Source organism: Oceanicaulis sp. HTCC2633, from assembly GCF_000152745.1.
GTDB lineage: Bacteria > Pseudomonadota > Alphaproteobacteria > Caulobacterales > Maricaulaceae > Oceanicaulis.
Genome location: NZ_CH672428.1, coordinates 846,116 through 864,351, shown reverse-complemented (window position 1 = coordinate 864,351; position 18,236 = coordinate 846,116). Strand labels below are relative to the sequence as shown.

At 64.7% G+C, this 18,236-nt stretch carries 16 protein-coding genes and 1 tRNA gene; 9 read left to right on the top strand and 8 right to left on the bottom strand.

Translation table 11 applies throughout. The features are described from left to right. Position 1: 1 nt before the first annotated feature. On the bottom strand, positions 2-2,884 hold the full coding sequence (gene uvrA / locus OA2633_RS04150) for an excinuclease ABC subunit UvrA (RefSeq protein ID WP_009801232.1): 2,883 nt from the start codon (positions 2,882-2,884) through the stop codon (positions 2-4). Positions 2,885-3,105: 221 nt separating this feature from the next. Between uvrA and ssb the strand changes: the two genes are divergently transcribed. Then, positions 3,106-3,621 carry a single-stranded DNA-binding protein gene (gene ssb / locus OA2633_RS04145; RefSeq protein WP_009801231.1) on the top strand — a complete coding sequence of 172 codons (516 nt, stop codon included), beginning with the start codon at positions 3,106-3,108 and terminating at the stop codon, positions 3,619-3,621. Between the two features lie 76 nt (positions 3,622-3,697). On the opposite strand, the gene OA2633_RS04140 is transcribed toward ssb, so the two are convergent. Both OA2633_RS04140 and OA2633_RS04135 read right to left on the bottom strand, forming a co-directional pair. Beyond that, complete coding sequence (locus OA2633_RS04140; protein ID WP_009801230.1) at positions 3,698-4,738, bottom strand: kelch repeat-containing protein; 1,041 nt, start codon at positions 4,736-4,738, stop codon at positions 3,698-3,700. Then, positions 4,738-5,313 carry a superoxide dismutase family protein gene (locus OA2633_RS04135; protein WP_009801229.1) on the bottom strand — a complete coding sequence of 192 codons (576 nt, stop codon included), beginning with the start codon at positions 5,311-5,313 and terminating at the stop codon, positions 4,738-4,740. The genes OA2633_RS04140 and OA2633_RS04135 overlap by 1 nt, the downstream gene beginning before the upstream one ends. 327 nt (positions 5,314-5,640) lie before the next feature. Between OA2633_RS04135 and gyrA the strand changes: the two genes are divergently transcribed. Genes gyrA through OA2633_RS04115 form a run of 4 tightly spaced genes read left to right on the top strand, consistent with a single transcriptional unit; the run spans position 5,641 to position 10,386 of the window. Next, positions 5,641-8,412, top strand: coding sequence for a DNA gyrase subunit A (gyrA, locus tag OA2633_RS04130; protein ID WP_009801228.1), 2,772 nt, complete (start codon positions 5,641-5,643; stop codon positions 8,410-8,412). Positions 8,413-8,454: 42 nt separating this feature from the next. After that, on the top strand, positions 8,455-8,946 hold the full coding sequence (coaD, locus tag OA2633_RS04125) for a pantetheine-phosphate adenylyltransferase (protein ID WP_009801227.1): 492 nt from the start codon (positions 8,455-8,457) through the stop codon (positions 8,944-8,946). After that, positions 8,946-9,908, top strand: a complete 963-nt coding sequence (locus OA2633_RS15170) for a peptidylprolyl isomerase (protein ID WP_009801226.1) — start codon at positions 8,946-8,948, stop codon at positions 9,906-9,908. The genes coaD and OA2633_RS15170 overlap by 1 nt, the downstream gene beginning before the upstream one ends. A gap of 25 nt (positions 9,909-9,933) precedes the next feature. Then, positions 9,934-10,386: a peptidylprolyl isomerase gene (locus OA2633_RS04115; RefSeq protein WP_009801225.1), complete on the top strand. Its 453-nt coding sequence runs from the start codon at positions 9,934-9,936 to the stop codon at positions 10,384-10,386. Between the two features lie 61 nt (positions 10,387-10,447). On the opposite strand, the gene OA2633_RS04110 is transcribed toward OA2633_RS04115, so the two are convergent. Beyond that, the gene (locus tag OA2633_RS04110) at positions 10,448-11,422 is read right to left on the bottom strand and encodes an endonuclease/exonuclease/phosphatase family protein (RefSeq protein ID WP_009801224.1); all 975 of its coding nucleotides are present in this window, start codon (positions 11,420-11,422) and stop codon (positions 10,448-10,450) included. A gap of 81 nt (positions 11,423-11,503) precedes the next feature. Between OA2633_RS04110 and queA the strand changes: the two genes are divergently transcribed. Continuing rightward, positions 11,504-12,568: a tRNA preQ1(34) S-adenosylmethionine ribosyltransferase-isomerase QueA gene (queA, locus tag OA2633_RS04105; protein WP_040613028.1), complete on the top strand. Its 1,065-nt coding sequence runs from the start codon at positions 11,504-11,506 to the stop codon at positions 12,566-12,568. Here queA and OA2633_RS04100 read toward each other — a convergent pair. Both OA2633_RS04100 and OA2633_RS16030 read right to left on the bottom strand, forming a co-directional pair. Next, entirely contained in the window at positions 12,565-13,512 is a 948-nt protein-coding gene (locus OA2633_RS04100; protein ID WP_009801222.1) for a calcium/sodium antiporter, read from the bottom strand. The genes queA and OA2633_RS04100 overlap by 4 nt on opposite strands. Before the next feature lie 127 nt (positions 13,513-13,639). Beyond that, the gene (locus OA2633_RS16030; protein WP_009801221.1) at positions 13,640-13,795 is read right to left on the bottom strand and encodes a hypothetical protein; all 156 of its coding nucleotides are present in this window, start codon (positions 13,793-13,795) and stop codon (positions 13,640-13,642) included. Positions 13,796-13,916: 121 nt separating this feature from the next. On the opposite strand from OA2633_RS16030, the gene OA2633_RS04095 reads away from it, so the two are divergent. Further along, positions 13,917-14,630 (top strand): hypothetical protein, encoded by a 714-nt coding sequence (locus OA2633_RS04095; protein WP_009801220.1) that lies wholly within the window; start codon positions 13,917-13,919, stop codon positions 14,628-14,630. On the opposite strand, the gene OA2633_RS04090 is transcribed toward OA2633_RS04095, so the two are convergent. Then, positions 14,618-16,165 carry an acyl-CoA carboxylase subunit beta gene (locus OA2633_RS04090; RefSeq protein WP_009801219.1) on the bottom strand — a complete coding sequence of 516 codons (1,548 nt, stop codon included), beginning with the start codon at positions 16,163-16,165 and terminating at the stop codon, positions 14,618-14,620. The genes OA2633_RS04095 and OA2633_RS04090 overlap by 13 nt on opposite strands. 32 nt (positions 16,166-16,197) lie before the next feature. On the opposite strand from OA2633_RS04090, the gene tgt reads away from it, so the two are divergent. Next, positions 16,198-17,325 (top strand): tRNA guanosine(34) transglycosylase Tgt, encoded by a 1,128-nt coding sequence (gene tgt / locus OA2633_RS04085; RefSeq protein ID WP_009801218.1) that lies wholly within the window; start codon positions 16,198-16,200, stop codon positions 17,323-17,325. On the opposite strand, the gene OA2633_RS04080 is transcribed toward tgt, so the two are convergent. Further along, positions 17,322-17,945 (bottom strand): hypothetical protein, encoded by a 624-nt coding sequence (locus OA2633_RS04080; RefSeq protein ID WP_009801217.1) that lies wholly within the window; start codon positions 17,943-17,945, stop codon positions 17,322-17,324. The genes tgt and OA2633_RS04080 overlap by 4 nt on opposite strands. A 108-nt stretch (positions 17,946-18,053) precedes the next feature. Between OA2633_RS04080 and OA2633_RS04075 the strand changes: the two genes are divergently transcribed. Continuing rightward, positions 18,054-18,129, top strand: a tRNA-Lys gene (locus OA2633_RS04075). Positions 18,130-18,236 lie beyond the last annotated feature (107 nt).

Genomic DNA, 18,236 nt, shown 5'->3' with positions numbered 1-18,236 from the left:
CCTACCCCGCCAGCTTCGCCTGACGCGCCTTGTCCCGCTCCAGAAGCGGTTTGAGATAGCGGCCGGTCCAGCTCGCCTCGACCTCGGCCACGTCTTCGGGCGTGCCCTCGGCGACAATCTCGCCGCCGCCGGACCCGCCTTCGGGGCCCAGATCGATCAGCCAGTCCGCGGTCTTGATGACATCAAGATTGTGCTCGATCACAATGACGGTATTGCCCTGATCGACGAGCTCATGGAGCACTTCGAGGAGCTTGCGCACATCCTCGAAATGAAGACCGGTGGTCGGCTCATCGAGGATGTAGAGCGTCTTGCCGGTTGAGCGCTTGGCGAGTTCCTTGGACAGCTTCACCCGCTGGGCCTCACCGCCCGAAAGCTGGGTGGCGGGCTGACCCACCTTCACATAGCTCAGGCCCACCTGTTTGAGCGTCTCCATCTTGTCGCGCACGGAGGGGACCGCCTTGAAGAACTCGGCGGCTTCCTCGACGGTCATGTCCAGCACATCGGCGATGGACTTGCCCTTGAAGGTCACTTCCAGCGTTTCGCGGTTAAAGCGTTTGCCGTGGCAGACATCGCACTCGACATAGACGTCGGGCAGGAAGTGCATCTCGATTTTCACCACGCCATCGCCCTGACACGCCTCACAGCGCCCGCCTTTGACGTTGAAGGAGAAGCGGCCCGGCTTGTAGCCGCGCGTCTGGGATTCAGGCAGGGAGGCGAACCATTCGCGGATGGGTGTAAACGCGCCGGTATAGGTGGCGGGGTTTGAGCGCGGCGTCCGGCCGATCGGGCTCTGGTCGATATCGATGATCTTGTCGACCTGATCGAGGCCTTCCACCGTGTCATGGGGCAGGGGGACCTGGGAGGCGTTGTTGAGCCGCCTGGCCGCCGCCTTGTAGAGCGTCTCGATCGTGAGCGTTGATTTGCCCCCGCCCGAGACGCCCGTCACACAGGTCAGGACGCCCAGCGGATAGGCCGCGTCAATGTTCTGAAGGTTGTTGCCGGTGGCGCCCTTCACGGTCACGGCGCGCTTGAGGTCCACCGGGCGGCGCTGTTCGGGCACCGGCACCATGCGTTTGCCCGACATGTACTGCCCGGTCAGCGATTTAGGGTTGGCGGCGATCTCTGCCGGCGTGCCCGCCGCGATCACCTCGCCGCCATGCACGCCCGCAGCCGGACCGAGATCGACCACATAGTCCGCCGTCTCGATGGCCTCTTCATCGTGTTCGACGACGAGGACGGTATTGCCGAGATCGCGCAGTCCGCGCAGGGAATCGAGCAGACGGGTATTGTCGCGCTGGTGCAGGCCGATGGACGGCTCGTCGAGCACATACAGAACGCCCGTCAGGCCCGAGCCGATCTGGCTGGCGAGACGAATGCGCTGGCTTTCCCCGCCCGACAGCGTGCCCGAGGCGCGGCTGAGCGTGAGATAATCGAGCCCCACATCGACGAGGAATTTCAGGCGGTCGCGGATTTCTTTCAGGATGCGGCGCGCGATCTCCTGATCCTTGGGCGACAGCGTCTCCTCGATGGAGGAGAACCAGTCGCGCGCATCCTTGATCGATTTCTCGCCCGCTTCGGAAATGTCGTGCTTGGCGATCTTCACAGCCAGCGCTTCGGGCTTCAAGCGCTTGCCGTCGCAGACATCACAAGGCTGGCTCGATTGAAAGCGCGCCAGATCCTCGCGCACCCAGCTTGAATCCGTCTCCCGCCAGCGGCGCTGCAGATTGGGCATCACCCCTTCAAACGCCTTGGACGTGGTGAACTGGCGCAGCCCGTCCTCATAGGTGAACTTGATCTTGTCCCTGGTCCCGTAAAGCACGGTCTTCTGGAAGGCTTTGTCGAGATCACGCCAGGGCGTGTACATGCTGGCGCCGTAATGGTCCGCGATCGCCTGCAGGGTCTGCTGGTAGAGCTTGGAGGTGGCGCGGCTCCAGGGCGCAATGGCGCCGTCATAGAGCGACTTGTCCCGGTCGGGGACCACCAGATCCTCGTCAAACTCAAGACTCTGGCCGAGGCCGTCACAGGCGGGGCAGGCGCCGAACGGATTGTTGAACGAGAACAGGCGCGGCTCGATCTCCTCGATCGTGAAGCCGCTGACCGGACAGGCGAATTTCTCGGAGAACACGATCCGCTCGCCGGTCTTGTGTTCGCCATGGTCAGAGGCGAACTCGGCCATGGCGATGCCGTCGGCGAGCCGCAGCGCGGTCTCGAGACTGTCGGCGAGGCGCTGTTCGAGCCCCTCCTTGGTGACCACCCGGTCCACCACCACGTCGATATCGTGCTTGAACTTCTTGTCGAGCTCGGGCGCCTCTTCAAGGGCGTAGAACTCGCCATCCACCTTCACGCGCTGGAAGCCCTGCTTCAGCAGCTCGGCGAACTCCTTGCGGTATTCGCCCTTCCGGCCGCGCACGATGGGGGCCAGCAGGTAAAGCCGGGCGCCGTCGCCCAGAGCCGTGATGCGGTCCACCATCTGGGACACGGTCTGGGCCGAGATCGGCTCGCCGGTGGCGGGGGAATAGGGCACGCCCACCCGCGCCCAAAGAAGGCGCATATAGTCATAGATCTCGGTGACCGTGCCCACGGTCGAGCGCGGGTTCTTCGAGGTGGTCTTCTGCTCGATGGAGATGGCGGGGGACAGCCCTTCGATGGAATCCACATCGGGCTTGCTCATCAGCTCCAGGAACTGGCGCGCATAGGCCGACAGGCTCTCCACATAGCGGCGCTGGCCCTCGGCGTAGATGGTGTCAAAGGCGAGCGAGGACTTGCCCGATCCCGACAGGCCCGTGAACACGATCAGCTCGTCGCGCGGCAGATCCACCGACACGCCCTTGAGATTGTGCTCGCGCGCGCCGCGCACGGAAATGGTTTTGAGCTTGTCAGACATGGATGACGCAAAATCCTTCACTGGCGGTCTGCCGGGCCGGCGTATCGGGCGTTACTTAGGACTCTCCCGGCCCGCTATCCACCGTTCAGGCGCCGACAGCGGCGCCCGGTGATGGACTCGGAGCCCCGGATGGGCTTCGTTAACTTCCGACTCGCGCTTCAATTGACGCGCGGAACGGAATGTGAACAAATACGACGCGAAAGACAAGCGGGAGACGCGGCATGGCGGGCAGTGTGAACAAGGTGATCCTGGTGGGCAATCTGGGTGCGGACCCGGAAGTGCGCCGGCTGAACAATGGCGATCCGGTCGTCAATCTGCGCATCGCCACCTCGGAGAACTGGCGCGACAAGGCCACGGGCGAGCGCCGCGAGAAGACCGAATGGCACAATGTCGTCATCTTCAACGACAACCTCGCCAAGGTCGCCGAGAACTATCTCAAGAAGGGCTCCAAGGTTTATATCGAGGGCCAGCTTCAGACCCGCAAATGGCAGGATCGCGACGGCAATGACAAATACACCACCGAAGTGGTGCTGCAGCGCTATCGCGGCGAGCTGACCATGCTGGACGGTCGCGGCGACGGCGGCGGCGACCGCATGGGCGGCGGCTACAACAACAACCAGATGGATGACCGGTCCGGCGGCGGTTATGGCGGCGGTCAGGGCGGCGGCGGACAGCGCCAGAACGCCCCGCGTGAGGACTTCACCTCCGACACGCTGGATGACGACATTCCGTTCTAGGATTTGTCCTGTCGATGAAACCGAAAAGCCCGGCGCGTCGCGCCGGGCTTTTTGCATGGCTCGCTCAAGGCTCGTCTCAGGGGGTGAACCAGTCGAGCTTGGCGGTGGTCTCGACGCCGCTGGGCTGGGCGGCGCCGGCGATCGTGGCGATCGCATTGCGCACGGCCACGGCGCCGAGACCATGTCGCGGCGTCGGCATGCGTCCCATGCCGGTCCAGCTGTCTGACTGGGGATCATAGCGCCAGACCTGGGCGTAGACGCCGCCGCCGGAGTTGTCGAACCACTCTCCTCCGAACACATAGAGCGCGCCTTCCACGCTGGCGCAGGCCAACCCGCCGGCGCCGCGCGGACCCGCCTCGGGTTCGGGCAGGGGCGCACGCATTTCCCAGCTGTCGCTTGCGGGGTCGTAGGCCTCGTGCACCGGCGTATTGCCGCCCGACACGGTGCGACCGCCCACCACGTGCAGGCGGCCGTTCAGTTCAGCGCCCGCCGCGGAATTGCGCGCCGTGGGCGCCGGGGCGGCCGTGGTCCAGATCTGGGCGGCGGGGTCGAGCACGATATGGGCGTTGGTGTCCGCGTGGTCTGACCAGGCCTTGTTGGAGAGGCCGGCCGGACGCCGTCCGGTGACCACATGCAGTCTGCCGTTCATCGCAACGGCGACCGTTTCAGCATAGGGCTGGGGCATGGCCGGGCCATTGCGCCAGCGATTGCGCTGAGGGTCGAAGACGCGCACGCCCTCGCTCATCGCCCACAGGCCGCCGGTCTGGGCGGTGAAGCCGCCCACGGCGTAGACCAGTCCTTCCAGGCCGACGAGATTGGGGTGATGCAGCGGAACAGGCAGGCGCGGACGTTCGCGCCAGCTTGTCGCATCCGGCGCCAGCGAGAAGACGCGATCGGATACCCCGATGCGTCCCCGGCCGGCATTGGGGCTCAGCCCGCCCGCCACATAGATCACCTCGTCCAGCACGGCGGGATAGATTTCCTGAACGCGCATGGGCAGGTCCGGGCCGGCATTCCATTGCGGCTCGGGCGCGGTTTGCGCCCCTGCGCGTCCGCCAAGGTTCAGCGCCAGTCCGGCGGCGCCGATCCCTGCAAGCGTTTCCCGCCGCGACAGCATTAGCGGGACGCCTCGATGACGCCGCACACATGGCGGGCGCCGGCGCCGCCAATGGGCTGGCTGGAATGGTCGTCCTGATTGTCGTGAATGACGAGCGCCGAGCCGTTGTCGTCAAGAAGCGCGGGCGCGTCGTACTCGCCATGCAGGCTCACCCGGTCGGTGAAGACCTGGGCGCGCAGGGCGCCGTCCTCATGCACATAGATGTTGGGCAGGTCCGCATTGTCCGGGCCCTCAGCATTCAGAAGACCATGCTCATGGCTCGACGGATTGATATGGCCGCCGGAGCTGGTGAAATCCTCGTTCGAGCAATCGCCGATCATGTGCAGGTGCACGCCGTGCCAGCCATGGGCGGACTGAACCGGGGTGTCGAGTTCGATGGTGATCAGCACGCCGGTTGGTCCCTGCTGGAAACGCGCATGCCCGATCTCGTTGCGCGCGCGATCGATCAGCGTGGCGTGCGCTTCGTCGGGGGCGTGTGCGCTCTCCTGATGGTGATCGGCGGCGAGGGCCGGGACGCTGAAGGCGGATGCGCCCAGAGCTGCGGTGCAGGCCAGGGTGCGAAATGGGCGTTTCATGAGGCGTCTCCTTTTTGGCTACACGCATAACCTAATGGACATCTTGCGGGATGCGAGCCCGGACATTGAAATCCGTCGCGTTTTTGCGGCCAATCCGGTCCTGAACCTGAAACCGCCATGAAACCGTGGACACAGCCGTCACCCGCGTTTGCCGCCCGTTCCCAGCCTTGCTAGACATGTCCTCTAACCGTGCGCAGGTGATTCACGGCGGTGTCCGCCGGCCTGCGCCCGACCGACGTCTCTTTTCGCGCGCCGCATCCTTGAGGGTGAGGGGCGCGCGCCAGCCAGGACGAAACGACTTTGAGCGATTTGCCCCCTGAAACGCCCATGGATGAAGACCTTCCCGCCGCGCCGAGCGGCCCGATGGTGGCCATCGAAGACGAGATGAAGCGCAGCTATCTCGATTACGCGATGAGCGTGATCGTGAGCCGCGCCATTCCCGATGCGCGCGACGGCCTGAAGCCGGTGCACCGCCGCATCCTGTGGGCCATGCATGAGGGCGGCTACAGCAAGGACAAGGCGTACAAGAAGTCCGCCAACGTGGTCGGCGACGTGATGGGCCGCTATCACCCGCACGGCGACAGTGCGATCTATGACGCCCTGGCGCGGATGGCGCAGCCCTTCTCCATGGGCCTGCCCCTGATGGACGGCCAGGGCAATTTCGGCTCCATGGACGGCGATCCGCCCGCGGCCATGCGTTACACCGAAATCCGCATGGACCACCCGGCTGAAGCGCTGCTGGCCGATATCGACAAGGATACGGTCGAGTTCCGGGACAACTATGACGGCTCCAAGCAGGAGCCGGTCGTGCTGCCCGCGCGCTATCCGAACCTGCTGGTCAACGGCGCCGGGGGCATCGCGGTGGGTATGGCCACCAACATCCCGCCCCATAACCTCAACGAGGTGGTGGACGCGACCGTGGCGCTGCTCGATCAGCCCGACATCACCGACACCGAGCTTCTGGAATTCGTGCCAGCGCCGGACTTCCCCACGGGCGGCGAGATCATCGGCCGGTCGGGCGCCCGCAAGGCGCTCCTGGAAGGCCGCGGCTCGGTCATCCTGCGCGCCAAGACCTCGATCGAGGATATCCGTCAGGGACGCGAAGCCATCATCGTGCACGAGATTCCCTATCAGGTGAACAAGGCCACGATGGTGGAGAAGATCGCCGAGCTGGTGCGCGACAAGCGTATCGAGGGCATCTCCGATCTGCGCGATGAATCCGACCGCTCGGGCGTGCGCGTGGTGATCGAGCTGAAAAAGGACGCCAACGCCGAGGTGATCCTGAACCAGCTCTATCGCTGGAGCCCGCTGCAGACCTCGTTCGGCGTCAACATGCTGGCGCTGATCGGCGGTCGCCCGCAACAGGCGGGCCTGCGGGTCTTTCTTGAGACCTTCATCCATCACCGCAAGGAGGTGGTGGTCCGCCGCACCAAGTTCGATCTGCGCAAGGCGCGCGACCGCGCCCACGTCTTGATCGGCCTGGCGGTGGCCGTGGCCAATATCGACGAGATCATCGCCCTGATCCGCCGCGCGCCCGATCCGCAGACCGCGCGTCAGCAATTGCGCGACAAGGCCTGGCCGGCCAAGGATGTGGCGCCGCTGGTGGAGCTGGTCGCCGACCCGCGTTCGCAGATCAGGGACGGCGAGATCCGCCTCACCGAAGAGCAGGCGAAAGCCATCCTCGATCTGCGTCTGCACCGCCTGACGGCGCTGGGCCGCGACGAGATCGGCGATGAGGCCAACAAGCTGGCCGAAACCATCGCCGACCTACTGGACATCCTGCGCAGCCCGACCCGCATCCGCGACATCATCCGCAACGAGCTTCTGGACTCCAAGGCCAGCTTCGGCGTCGAGCGGCGCTCGGCTATCATCGAGGGTGATCTGGGGATCGAGGATGAAGACCTGATCCCGCGGGAGGACATGGTCGTCACCCTGACCCATGGCGGCTATGTGAAGCGCACCGCGCTCTCGACCTATCGCGCCCAGAACCGCGGCGGCAAGGGCCGTGCGGGCATGGCGATGAAGGACGAGGATTTCGTGGCGACGCTGTTCGTGGCCTCGACCCATGCGCCGCTCCTGTTCTTCAGCTCGGACGGCATGGTCTACAAGACCAAGACCTGGCGCCTGCCGCTGGGCGCGCCCAACACCAAGGGCAAGTATCTCACGAACCTTCTGCCCAGCCTCAATGACGGCGCCTGGATCACCTCGGTGATGGCGCTGCCCGAGGATGAGGAGAGCTGGGATCAGTACGATGTCATGTTCGCCACCACGGCGGGCACGGTGCGTCGCAACAAGCTGTCCGACTTCGTGCAGGTGAACCGCAACGGCAAGATCGCCATGAAGCTGGACGAAGAGGGCTCGAAAATCCTCGACGTGCGGCTGTGCAATGAGGATCAGGACGTGCTGCTGGTCTCGGCCGGGGGGCGGGCGATCCGCTTCCCGGTGGGCGATGTGCGCGTCTTCGCATCGCGCAACTCCACCGGCGTGCGCGGCATCCGCCTGAAAGAAAACGATCGTCTGATCTCCATGGCGATCCTGAACCATATCGACGTCACCACCGACGAGGCGCGCGCCTACATGAGACACGCTAACGCCATGCGGCGGGCCGCCGGGCTTGAAGAGGACGATGCTGTCGTCAGCGCGCCTGAAGACGGCGAAGCCGGCGCAGACGTGGCGTTGAGCCCTGAACGCATCGCCGAGCTGGGCGCTGCGGAAGAGTTCGTGCTGACCGTGGCCCAGGACGGCCTCGGCAAGCGTTCGAGCGCCTATGACTACCGCGTCATGGGACGGGGCAATCAGGGCGTGGCCGCGCACGATATGAGCAAGGTCAAGGAACTCGCGGCCTGCTTCCCGGTCATTGATGGCGACACGGTGATGGCCGTCACCGATGGCGGTCAGCTGATCCGCTTCCCGGTGGACACGGTGCGCATCGCGGCGCGCGCCACCAAGGGCGTGCGTCTGATCCGTCTGGCGGAAGGCGAAAAAGTCGTGTCTGTTGTCCGCATCGCCGAGAGCGAGGATGACGCCAGCGCGGAAGAGGACGGCGGTGAAGCGGGCGACGCCCCGAACACTCCGGACGCGCCGGAAGACGAGAACTAGACCGGGTCTTCACCACCAGGCCTGGCTTTGGGGAGTTAAGCCATGAAAAAGCGCGTCGCGCTCTATCCGGGTACGTTCGATCCCATCACGAACGGCCATCTGGATATCATCGGCCGGGCCGTGAAGCTCTATGACAAGCTGGTCATCGGCGTGGCGCGCAATGACGCCAAGGGGCCGCTGTTCAGCTTTGACGAGCGTGTGGACATGGCCCGCGAGCTGGCGGAATCCGTGGCTGGCGACACCGAGATCGAGGTGCTGCCCTTTGAAGGGCTGCTGATGCATTTCGCCGAGAAGGTGGGCGCCAGCTCCATCATTCGCGGCCTGCGCGCGGTTTCCGACTTCGAGTATGAATTCCAGATGGTCGGCATGAACCAGCGCCTTAATGCGGACATCGAGACCGTGTTTCTGATGGCCGATCCGCGCCATCAGGCGATCGCCTCGCGTCTTGTGAAGGAAATCGCCAAGCTTGGCGGGGATATCGATCCCTTCGTGCCGCAGCTTGTCAAAGAGCGCCTGCTGGAGAAATTCGTCTGATGCGTCGCACCGCCCCTCTGTTCGCCACGGCCTGTCTCTCCGCCCTCATGCTGACGGCCTGCGCTGAAGCCGAAACCGGAACGAACGCCCAGGAGGCGGAGACCGCCGCCGAAGCCTCCAGTGCTGACGCCGATGCGCCGGCGCCCGGCGCCGACATTGTCGCGAACGCGCCGGACAGCGCATGGCGTACGGTGGACCCTGACGACCTGCTGCATCTGGTCACCAACAAGGGCGAGGTCTGGATCGAGATCCAGGATGAGTTCACGCCGATCCATGCCGCACGCATTCGGGAGATGGCCGAGGCGAACTGGATGGACTGGAAGGTCTTTCATCGGGTCATTGACGGCTTCATGGCCCAGGGCGGCGGCGCCGTGGACAATCCCAATATCGATGCGCCGTTTGAGTCCATTCAGGGCGAGTTCGGCATCCGTCGCGATCCGAACGAGATCATGGTCAACGAGATCCAGGAACGTCGGGCCGTCCCCCGCGGCGCCATGGCGCAAGCCGGGTTCTGGAACGGGTTTCCGGTCGGCACCCAGCCCTCTGCGTTGGCGGGCATCGTGGCGGATGGTCGCGTCGACAGCTGGCTGATCCATTGCGACGGCGCCGCCGCGATGGCGCGCACCAATGATCCCAACTCCGCCACCGCCCAGTTCTACATTGTGCGCGGCGAGGCCGAGCATCTGAACACCCAGTACACGGTGTGGGGCAAGGTTCGCCTCGGCCAGGACGTCGTGGAAAGCCTGAATGTGGGCACCCAGGGCCAGACCCTGGGCTTCCGTCCCGATATCATCGAGGAATTCGAGATGGCGACCCAGATGGACAATCCGCCGACGGTACAGGTGATGGACACCAGCTCCGCCAGTTTCAGCGCCTATCTTGAAGCCCTGGCCGCAAGCCGCGATAACGGCCGCGTGCCTGATATCTGCTCAATCGACGTGCCTGTGCGCGTCCTCGACTAAGAACACATCCCCAAAGGAGGCCGTCGTGTCCGACGCCAACCAAGAACTGGTTTTCACCCTTGAAGGCGGCGATGTCGTCATTCGCCTGCGCCCCGATCTGGCGCCCAAGCACGTCGCTCGCATTTCCGAGCTGGCGGCGGACGGCTTCTATGACGGCCTGACTTTTCACCGCGTGATCGACGGCTTCGTGGCCCAGGGCGGCTGCCCGAATGGCAATGGCATGGGCGGTTCCGGCCAGAACATCCCGGCCGAGTTCAATGACGAGCCGCATGTGCGCGGCACCATGTCCATGGCCCGCGCCATGGACCCGAATTCCGCCGACAGCCAGTTCTTCATCTGCCTGGACGCCGTGCCGTATCTGGATGGTCAGTACACCGTCTGGGGGGAAGTGACTTCGGGCATGGAACATGTGGACGCGCTGCCCAAGGGCGAGCCGCCGGCCAACCCGGGCAAGATCGTCAAGGCGTTCCTGCGCTAGGCGATTGGGTTCTCGATTTGAAGCGGGCGGTCCATCGGGCCGCCCGTTTTCATATGCGGGATCAGGCGTCGCAGCGCTCCACCAGCGTGAAGACGGGGCGATGATCCGAACCAGCGTCCGCCGCTGCGCCGGTGTAAGAGGCGCAAAGCCCCTCGCTGACCCAGATATGGTCGATCCCGATCACGGGCAGGGGCAGAACCCGCTCTGAAGGCCAGGTCCGAAGACCATGTGTGATCCGCTCCAGCGGGGCGAGGGCGTCAGCCAGCAGCCGCATCTGGAAGCCGTTTTCCGCCGTGTTGAAATCACCCGCGAGGATCTGGGACTGATGGGCATGATCTGTGATCAGCTCGCCAAGTTGCTCGCGGTGATACTGATAGAGGTCCGGGCGGGTGGGGCGCGCAAAATGCGTACTGGTCAGGCGCAGGGGCGCGCCCTGGAACTCGATCTCAATGAAGGCGACAGGCACGGTCTCGTACGGGTCGCAGCCCCGCTCCAGAAGCGGCAGACGCGAAATGACTGCGGCCCCCCATCTGCAACGCTGCTGGTAGGGGTAGGTCTCTTGAAGGCTTGCGGGCACGCCGCGCAGCGCGCCCCCCACTTCTTGCAGAAACACCACGTCAAAATCGCCCTCCCGCAAAAAGGCGATAGCGGCATCCGGATCGCGATTGAGATTCCACATATTGAAACTGATTAGCCTTAGCGCCTCACCGGTTTCGCTGCGGGGCGGAAGGGCCTCGGGCCGGGGAACAAGCTGGGCGTAGGGCAGGGCGAGAAAGACCAGCGCCTCACTGAGCGCCATGCCAATGGCGCGCAGCGCGAACAATCCCTTCGCCTTGAACACCCATAGCGTGGTGAAGACCGTCGCCCCGGCCAGCACCGGCAGGGGCCAGACCATGTTGAAGACATCCGCCTTGGGATAGACCCGTCCGGTCAAGCTTAGCCCGATGACAAGCGCCAGTCCCAGACATGCGCCCATGCAGGCCAGCCAGGCGAGAATTTGATACGCCGCAGGCAGGCGGCTCGGCGTCGGGGTCATGAAGCGATCTGTCCGGATGTCTGGCAGGCGAGCGATAGGGTGCGTATATCACCGCCAGCTTGAAGGAAGGTTATGACCCAAATGCGACTGTCCGATTTCGACTTTCACCTGCCCGAGGACCGGATCGCCCTGCGCCCGGCGCGGCCGCGTGACAGCGCGCGCCTGTTGCAGGTGAAGGATGGCGGTCTGTCTGATCTGGGCGTGCTCGATCTTCCGAACCTGCTCGAACCGGGCGATCTTCTGGTCTTCAACGACACCCGCGTCATCCCGGCGGCGCTGACCGGTGTGCGCCCGGCGCGCGCCCATGGCGGCGGCGGGGGTGTGGAGATCGAGATCAATCTGCACAAGCGCGATGATGAAGCCGTCTGGCGCGCCTTTGTCCGGCCCGCCAAGCGCCTGAAAGAGGGCGACACGCTGCACTTCAAGGGCGGGCTGACCGCTGAAGTCCGCGAGAAGCGCGAGGGCGGGGAAGTCGTTCTGACCTTTGATCGTGCGGGCGTTGAACTCGACAAGGCGATTGTGGAGGCCGGGGCGCCGCCGCTGCCGCCCTATATCGCCTCCAAGCGCGCGGCGGACGCCGCTGATCTTGAGGACTATCAGACGGTCTACGCCGCGCCGGACAAGGCGGGGTCTGTCGCTGCGCCCACGGCGGGACTGCACTTCACCGATCGTCTGTTTGCCGCGCTCGATGCGCGCGGGATCAAGCGCACCCATGTGACCTTGCATGTGGGGGCGGGGACCTTCCTGCCGGTGAAGACCGAGGATCTGTCCGAGCATCAGATGCATGCCGAATGGTATTCGGTCAGCGAAGAAGCGGCGCGGACCATCAACGAGACCCGCAAGGCGGGCGGGCGCATCATCGCGGTGGGCACCACCTCGATCCGGACGCTGGAAAGCGCGGCGGAGGAGGACGGGACGGTCCGCGCCGAGGCGCGCGACACCGCGATCTTCATCACGCCGGGTTGTCGCTTCAAGGTGATCGACGCGCTGATGACCAATTTCCACCTGCCCAAATCCACGCTCTTCATGCTGGTGAGCGCGCTGGCGGGGTTTGAGGACATGCACGCGGCCTATGCCCACGCCATTCGTGAGCACTACCGCTTCTTCTCCTATGGCGATTCCAGCCTGCTCTGGCGCAAGGGCTAGGCCCCGAGCGCCAGCCAGCCAATATAGCCGGCATAGCCCAGCAGGAAGACGCCGCCCTCGATCCGGCTGATGCGCCAGCGGGTGACCGAGAAGACCAGCAATAGCGCCGTGACCGCACACATCACCCAGACGTCAAAGCTCTGGATGCTGCGCGGAACCTCGATCGGGTTCACCAGCGCCGTGGCGCCCAGAATGAACAGCACGTTGAAGATGTTGCTGCCGACGATATTGCCAAAGGCGATATCGGCCTGCTTGCGCCGGGCGGCGGCCAGCGTGGTCACAAGCTCGGGCAGGGAGGTGCCGACGGCCACCACCGTCAGCCCGATCACGGCTTCGGAGACGCCCAGGAACTCCGCCACGCTGATCGCGCCCGTCACAAAAAAGCGGGCGCCCAGAATGGTCAGCACCAGACCGCCGACGAAGAAGGCGATATCGCGCCAGACCGGGATTAGGGCGGTATCCTGCGCCGCGTCGTCCGGCGCCTCCCCTGCCGCTTGCGGCGTTTTCAATCCGCTCCAGACCGTGAAGGCGAGATAGGCCAGCAAGGCGAGAATGAAGACGGCGCCGAACAGCGGTGTGAGCTGGCCGTAGAGGATCATCACGGCGCACAGGAGGGTGGACAGCGCCAGCACGAGGCCGTCACGGCGGAAGGCGGTCTTGTCGATGGCGATGGGCGCCAGAACCGCCGCTGCGCCGAGGATCAGCAGGATATTGGCGATATTGCTGCCGACCACATTGCCGACGGCAATGCCCGGCGAGCCCAGATAGGCGGCCTGAAGACTGGTCACCAGTTCCGGCGTCGAGGTGCCAAAGCCCACGAGCGTCAGGCCGATCACCAGCGGCGGCAATCCGGCCCGACGGGCGAGGTCGGACGCGCCCCGCACCAGCATGTCGCCGCCGAAGACCAGCCCGGCGAGGCCAAGTCCCAAAAGCACCAGATCCATGAGTCCGCCCGTCAGCTCGACCGGGACTGATCGCGGCTGCCATCAGGGCGCCCGGGAGCGGGGCCAACATGGGATGCGCTCAGGCGAGACGCAATCATCGCGTCGGCGCGGACTGCGAATAAATCCGTTACTCGGCCGGGCAATAGGCCTGGTTATCCACCTCGTCATAGCCCTGGCGGCTGAGATAGACCGCGCAGCCGCAAGCGAGCTCCGGATCGGCTTTCACGGCCTCGGCGTCATCGAGCACCATCAGGCACAGATACTCGTATTCGTCTTTCATCATGGCGGGCTCCTTTGTGAGCCGTCACACTGCGCCATCATCGCGATCACGGTCCAATCGATAGTTTGTGTGCGTGTGAGTGAGCGGGTCTATAGTGCGTGCAGCGCAGCACAGGAGCGGCCCCATGACGGCGGTCTGGACGGAATGCCTGGAAGGAAGCGGCGTCTGGCGTGCGGTCTATGACTGCCCGGCCTTTGGCGAGGTCAACGCGCTGGCGATCCGTCTGGGCGAGCTGGAGCTGGCGGTGCTCAGTCCGCCGCCGGATCCGGACGGCGTGTATCTGGAGGCTCTGAGCCATCTGGGTCGGATCACCGCCCTGATCGCCCCCAACGCCGCACATACGTCTGGTCTGGCCTCCTGGAAGGCGCGTTGTCCGGATGCCGGGATCTATGCGGCGGACGCGATTGCCGCGACAGTGGCGAAGGCGTGCGGGGAGGTGGTCCAGCCGGTCAGCCGGATCATCGCGCCCGAGGGCTTGGTCATATACGAGGCCCCCGGCGTGACCAGCGGCAGCCTGTTCATGATTTCAAGCCGGGGCGGGAAGACTGTCGCTTACCTCGATGAACTGGTCGTCTGGATGCGCGACTGGCCGCGCAACTGGCTCTCCAGAGCGCTGTATTTTCTGACGGGGACGCATCCGGGACTGACTCTGAATTACCTCTTCCTGCACTGGTTCGGGAGGGACAAGCTGGCGCTTCTGAGAGAGGCCGAAAAGATTGCGCAGCGGGCCGAGATGATTTGCGGGGCGCACGGGATGACCGTCGAGGACATTGAAGACCTCAACGGCATCCACGCGATGATCCGCTTGGAACGCGAGCGCCGCGATCAGGGGCGGTAACGCGTTCCCGGTTTCTGGCGTGTGCGCAGCTTGGCGGTCAGGTTCGCAAATTCGGTCAGAAGCGGCCGGGTCTCGGCGGGGTCGATGATCTCCTCGATCCAGAACCGCTCGGCGGTCTTGAACGGATCCGACAGATCCTTCATCCGCGCGCGCAATTCAGCTTTCAGCGCTTCGGGGTCTTCGGCTTTTTCCAGCACCGACTTGAACGCGGCTTCCACCCCGCCCTCGAGCGGCAGCGAGCCCCAGTCGCCCGACGGCCAGGCATAGCGATAGCGGAAGCGGGTATGGTCCATCATCGCTGCGCCCGCGACGCCATAGGCCTTGCGGATCAGCATGGTGCACCAGGGCACGCTGGCCTGATAGATCGCCGACAGGGCGCGGGCGCCATGACGGATCGTGCCGGCGCGCTCGGCGCGGGTGCCGATCACAAAGCCCGGGACATCCACGAAATGAACCACCGGCAGGCGGAAGGTTTCCGCCAGATCCACAAAGCGGATGATCTTCTGCGCCGCTTCCGCCGTCCAGCCGCCGCCATAGACATTGGGGTTGCTGGCGAGCACGGCGACCGGCCAGCCATCAAGCCGGGCCAGCGCGGTGAGGACCGAGCTGCCGAAATGACGGCCCATCTCGAACACGCTGCCCTGATCGAGCGTCGTACTGAGGATGGCGCGCATGTCATAGCCAAAGCGCTTGTCCTTGGGCACGATCTCCCGAAGGCTCTCATCCAGCCGGTTCGGATCATCGCTGGGCGTGACCCGTTCAGCCGCATCCCCCGCCATGTCGGGCAGGTAGGAGAGGAACCAGCGCGCGGCCTCCATGGCGTCCGCCTCGCTGGCATAGGCGTCGTCTGCGGCGCCGGCGGCGAGCTGCAGATCCGATCCGCCAAGCTCTTCCTTGGTGACGTGTTCGCCAATGCCCGCGACCACGGGCGGGCCCGCGATGAACATTTGCGACTGGCCCTTGACCATCACGCAATAGTGCGACGACACGGCGCGCGCGGCGCCGAGGCCCGCCACCGGGCCCAGGGCGAGAGACACCACCGGCACGCGTTCAAGATTGGCGACCACCTGGTCCCAGGCCGGATTGAAGGGGACATAGCTCGCGCCCATGTCGAGGATGGATTTGACCGAGCCGCCGCCGCCCGTGCCCTCGATCAGACGGATCAGCGGCAGGCCCAGCTCGCCCGCCATCTTCTCCGCCTCGATCTGTTTCTCGACGATGGCGGCGTCAGCGGCGCCGCCGCGCACCGTGAAATCGTCCGCGACCACCGCCACGGGCCGTCCGCGCACCGTGCCGCGCCCGAAGATGCAATTGGCGGGGGAGAAGTCCTCAAGCCCGCCATCAGACCCGGCGCGCGCTTTTCCTGTGATGGAGCCGATTTCGCGGAAACTGCCCGGATCAAGCAAAAGGTCCAGTCTTTCCCGAACGTTGAGGCGCCCTGCCGCCTTCTGGCGGGCGAGCTTTTCCGCCCCGCCCATGTTATGGGCCAGCGCCTGACGCTTGCGCAAATGGGCGATTTCGTCTTTCCAGCTCATTCAAGTCACTCCCGCTGTCTCGCCAGGTTCTGATGCCCAGCTTCGATTTCGATCTTCACGCCACGGATGGCGCCGCCCGCACCGGTGTGCTCAAGACCCCGCGCGGGGGTATCCGGACCCCCGCCTTCATGCCCGTCGGCACGGCGGCGACGGTGAAGGCGCTCTATCCTGAACAGGTTAAGGAAGCGGGCGCGGATATCATACTGGGAAATACGTATCATCTCATGCTGCGCCCCGGCGCAGAACGGGTGAAGCGTCTGGGCGGGCTGCATCATTTCATGCGCTGGGACGGCCCGATCCTGACAGACTCAGGCGGCTTCCAGGTCTGGTCGCTATCCGATCTGCGTCAGATGAGCGAGAAGGGCGTGGCGTTCAAAAGCCATCTTGATGGCTCAAAGCACATGTTGACGCCCGAGCGCTCCATCGAGATTCAGGCTGACCTTCTGGGCGCGGACATTTCCATGCAGCTCGATGAATGCACGCCCTATCCGTGCGAGCGCGATGCGGCGGCGAGCTCCATGCAGCTGTCACGGCGCTGGGGTTTGCGCTCGAAAGAAGCGTTTGGCGAGCGCTCAAGCCAGGCGCTGTTCGGCATTGTCCAGGGCAGCACCTATGAGGATTTGCGCCGGGAAAGCGCGGAAGGCCTGATCGAGATCGGCTTTGACGGCTACGCCATTGGCGGCCTCGCTGTGGGCGAGGGGTTCGAGATGATGTGCCAGGTCCTCGACGTCACGACGCCCCATCTGCCCCATGAGCGCCCGCGCTATCTGATGGGGGTGGGCAAACCGATTGATCTCGTCGAAGCGGTCGCGCGCGGGGTGGACATGTTCGACTGCGTGCTGCCGACCCGCTCGGGCCGCCACGGTCAGGCCTGGACGGATTGGGGGCCGGTGAACGTCAAGAACGCCCGCTTTGCCGAAGATACCCGCCCGATGGACGAGACGCTCGACTGCCCGGCCAGCCGGGACTATTCGCGCGCTTATCTGCACCATCTGATCCGGGCGGGCGAGTATCTGGGCTCGATGCTCTTGTCCTGGCACAACATTGCCTATTTCGAGAACCTGACTGCCCGCATGCGCGCCGCCATCGCAGCAGGCGAGTTCGAGGCCTTCCGCAACCAGTTCCACGCCCGAATGGCCGAGGGCCCGGACGCGATCTAGTCGAGCCCTTCCTGCTCAGTGCTGAGCAGATTATAGGCGGCGAGCGCCTCGATCAGGGTCTCGCGTTCACAAGCCTGGACATCAAAGGCGCCGCGCAGCCAGGCGCGGCGTTTCTGCGCCAGTTCACGCTCTTGCGCCGCCGCGGCTTCGATTTCGCTGGCCCGGCCCAGAAAGCGCACAACCGGACGGGTGGGGTTCAGCCCCACAATGGTGTCCCGCGCCGTGTCGGCGGCGAGCTCGGGCGCATCCTCCGCGATGGAGCTGGCGAAGCGCGTCGAGCGGTCGATCACGCCTTCCTCTTCATCCATTCCTTCAGAGACCGGCTCAGGTCCCGGCGCCTCCACATCCGGGCCCAGAAGACTGGTCAAACGTGCAATATCCCGCGCGACGGTCTGGCAGGTCCGTTCAGCCCCGGAGCCGCCATACGGGGTGGGCACGGTTTCATCGCCATCATCAATGACGATCTGACCCGGGCGCGCGCGCGGCAGGCCGACCGTGTCGGACGCAACGGATTCGGTCCGACCCAGCGGGGTCCGCGGCAGGTCTGGCAGGCTCGAGCAGGCTGTCAGGACAAGGGCGGCAAAGGCGCTGATCTGTGCTTTGAGAAAGAGGCTCTTCATGGTTTTGTCCTATCACGATCACGCAACTGCAAAAGAGGTGATTTCCCGCATATAGCCGGGTTGACCACTTTCGGAACCGGCTATAGGTTCCGCGCCTCTCGAGACGGAGAGCCGATAGCTCAGCTGGTAGAGCAACTGACTTTTAATCAGTAGGTCCAGGGTTCGAATCCCTGTCGGCTCACCACTTCCTCCCCCTGAAAATTCAGTGACTGGCGGACAGTGGTGTTTCCCGCATGGCGGGATCAATCCTCGTCTTCACTTGTCCTCATGATTGCTTGAAACGTTGACCTG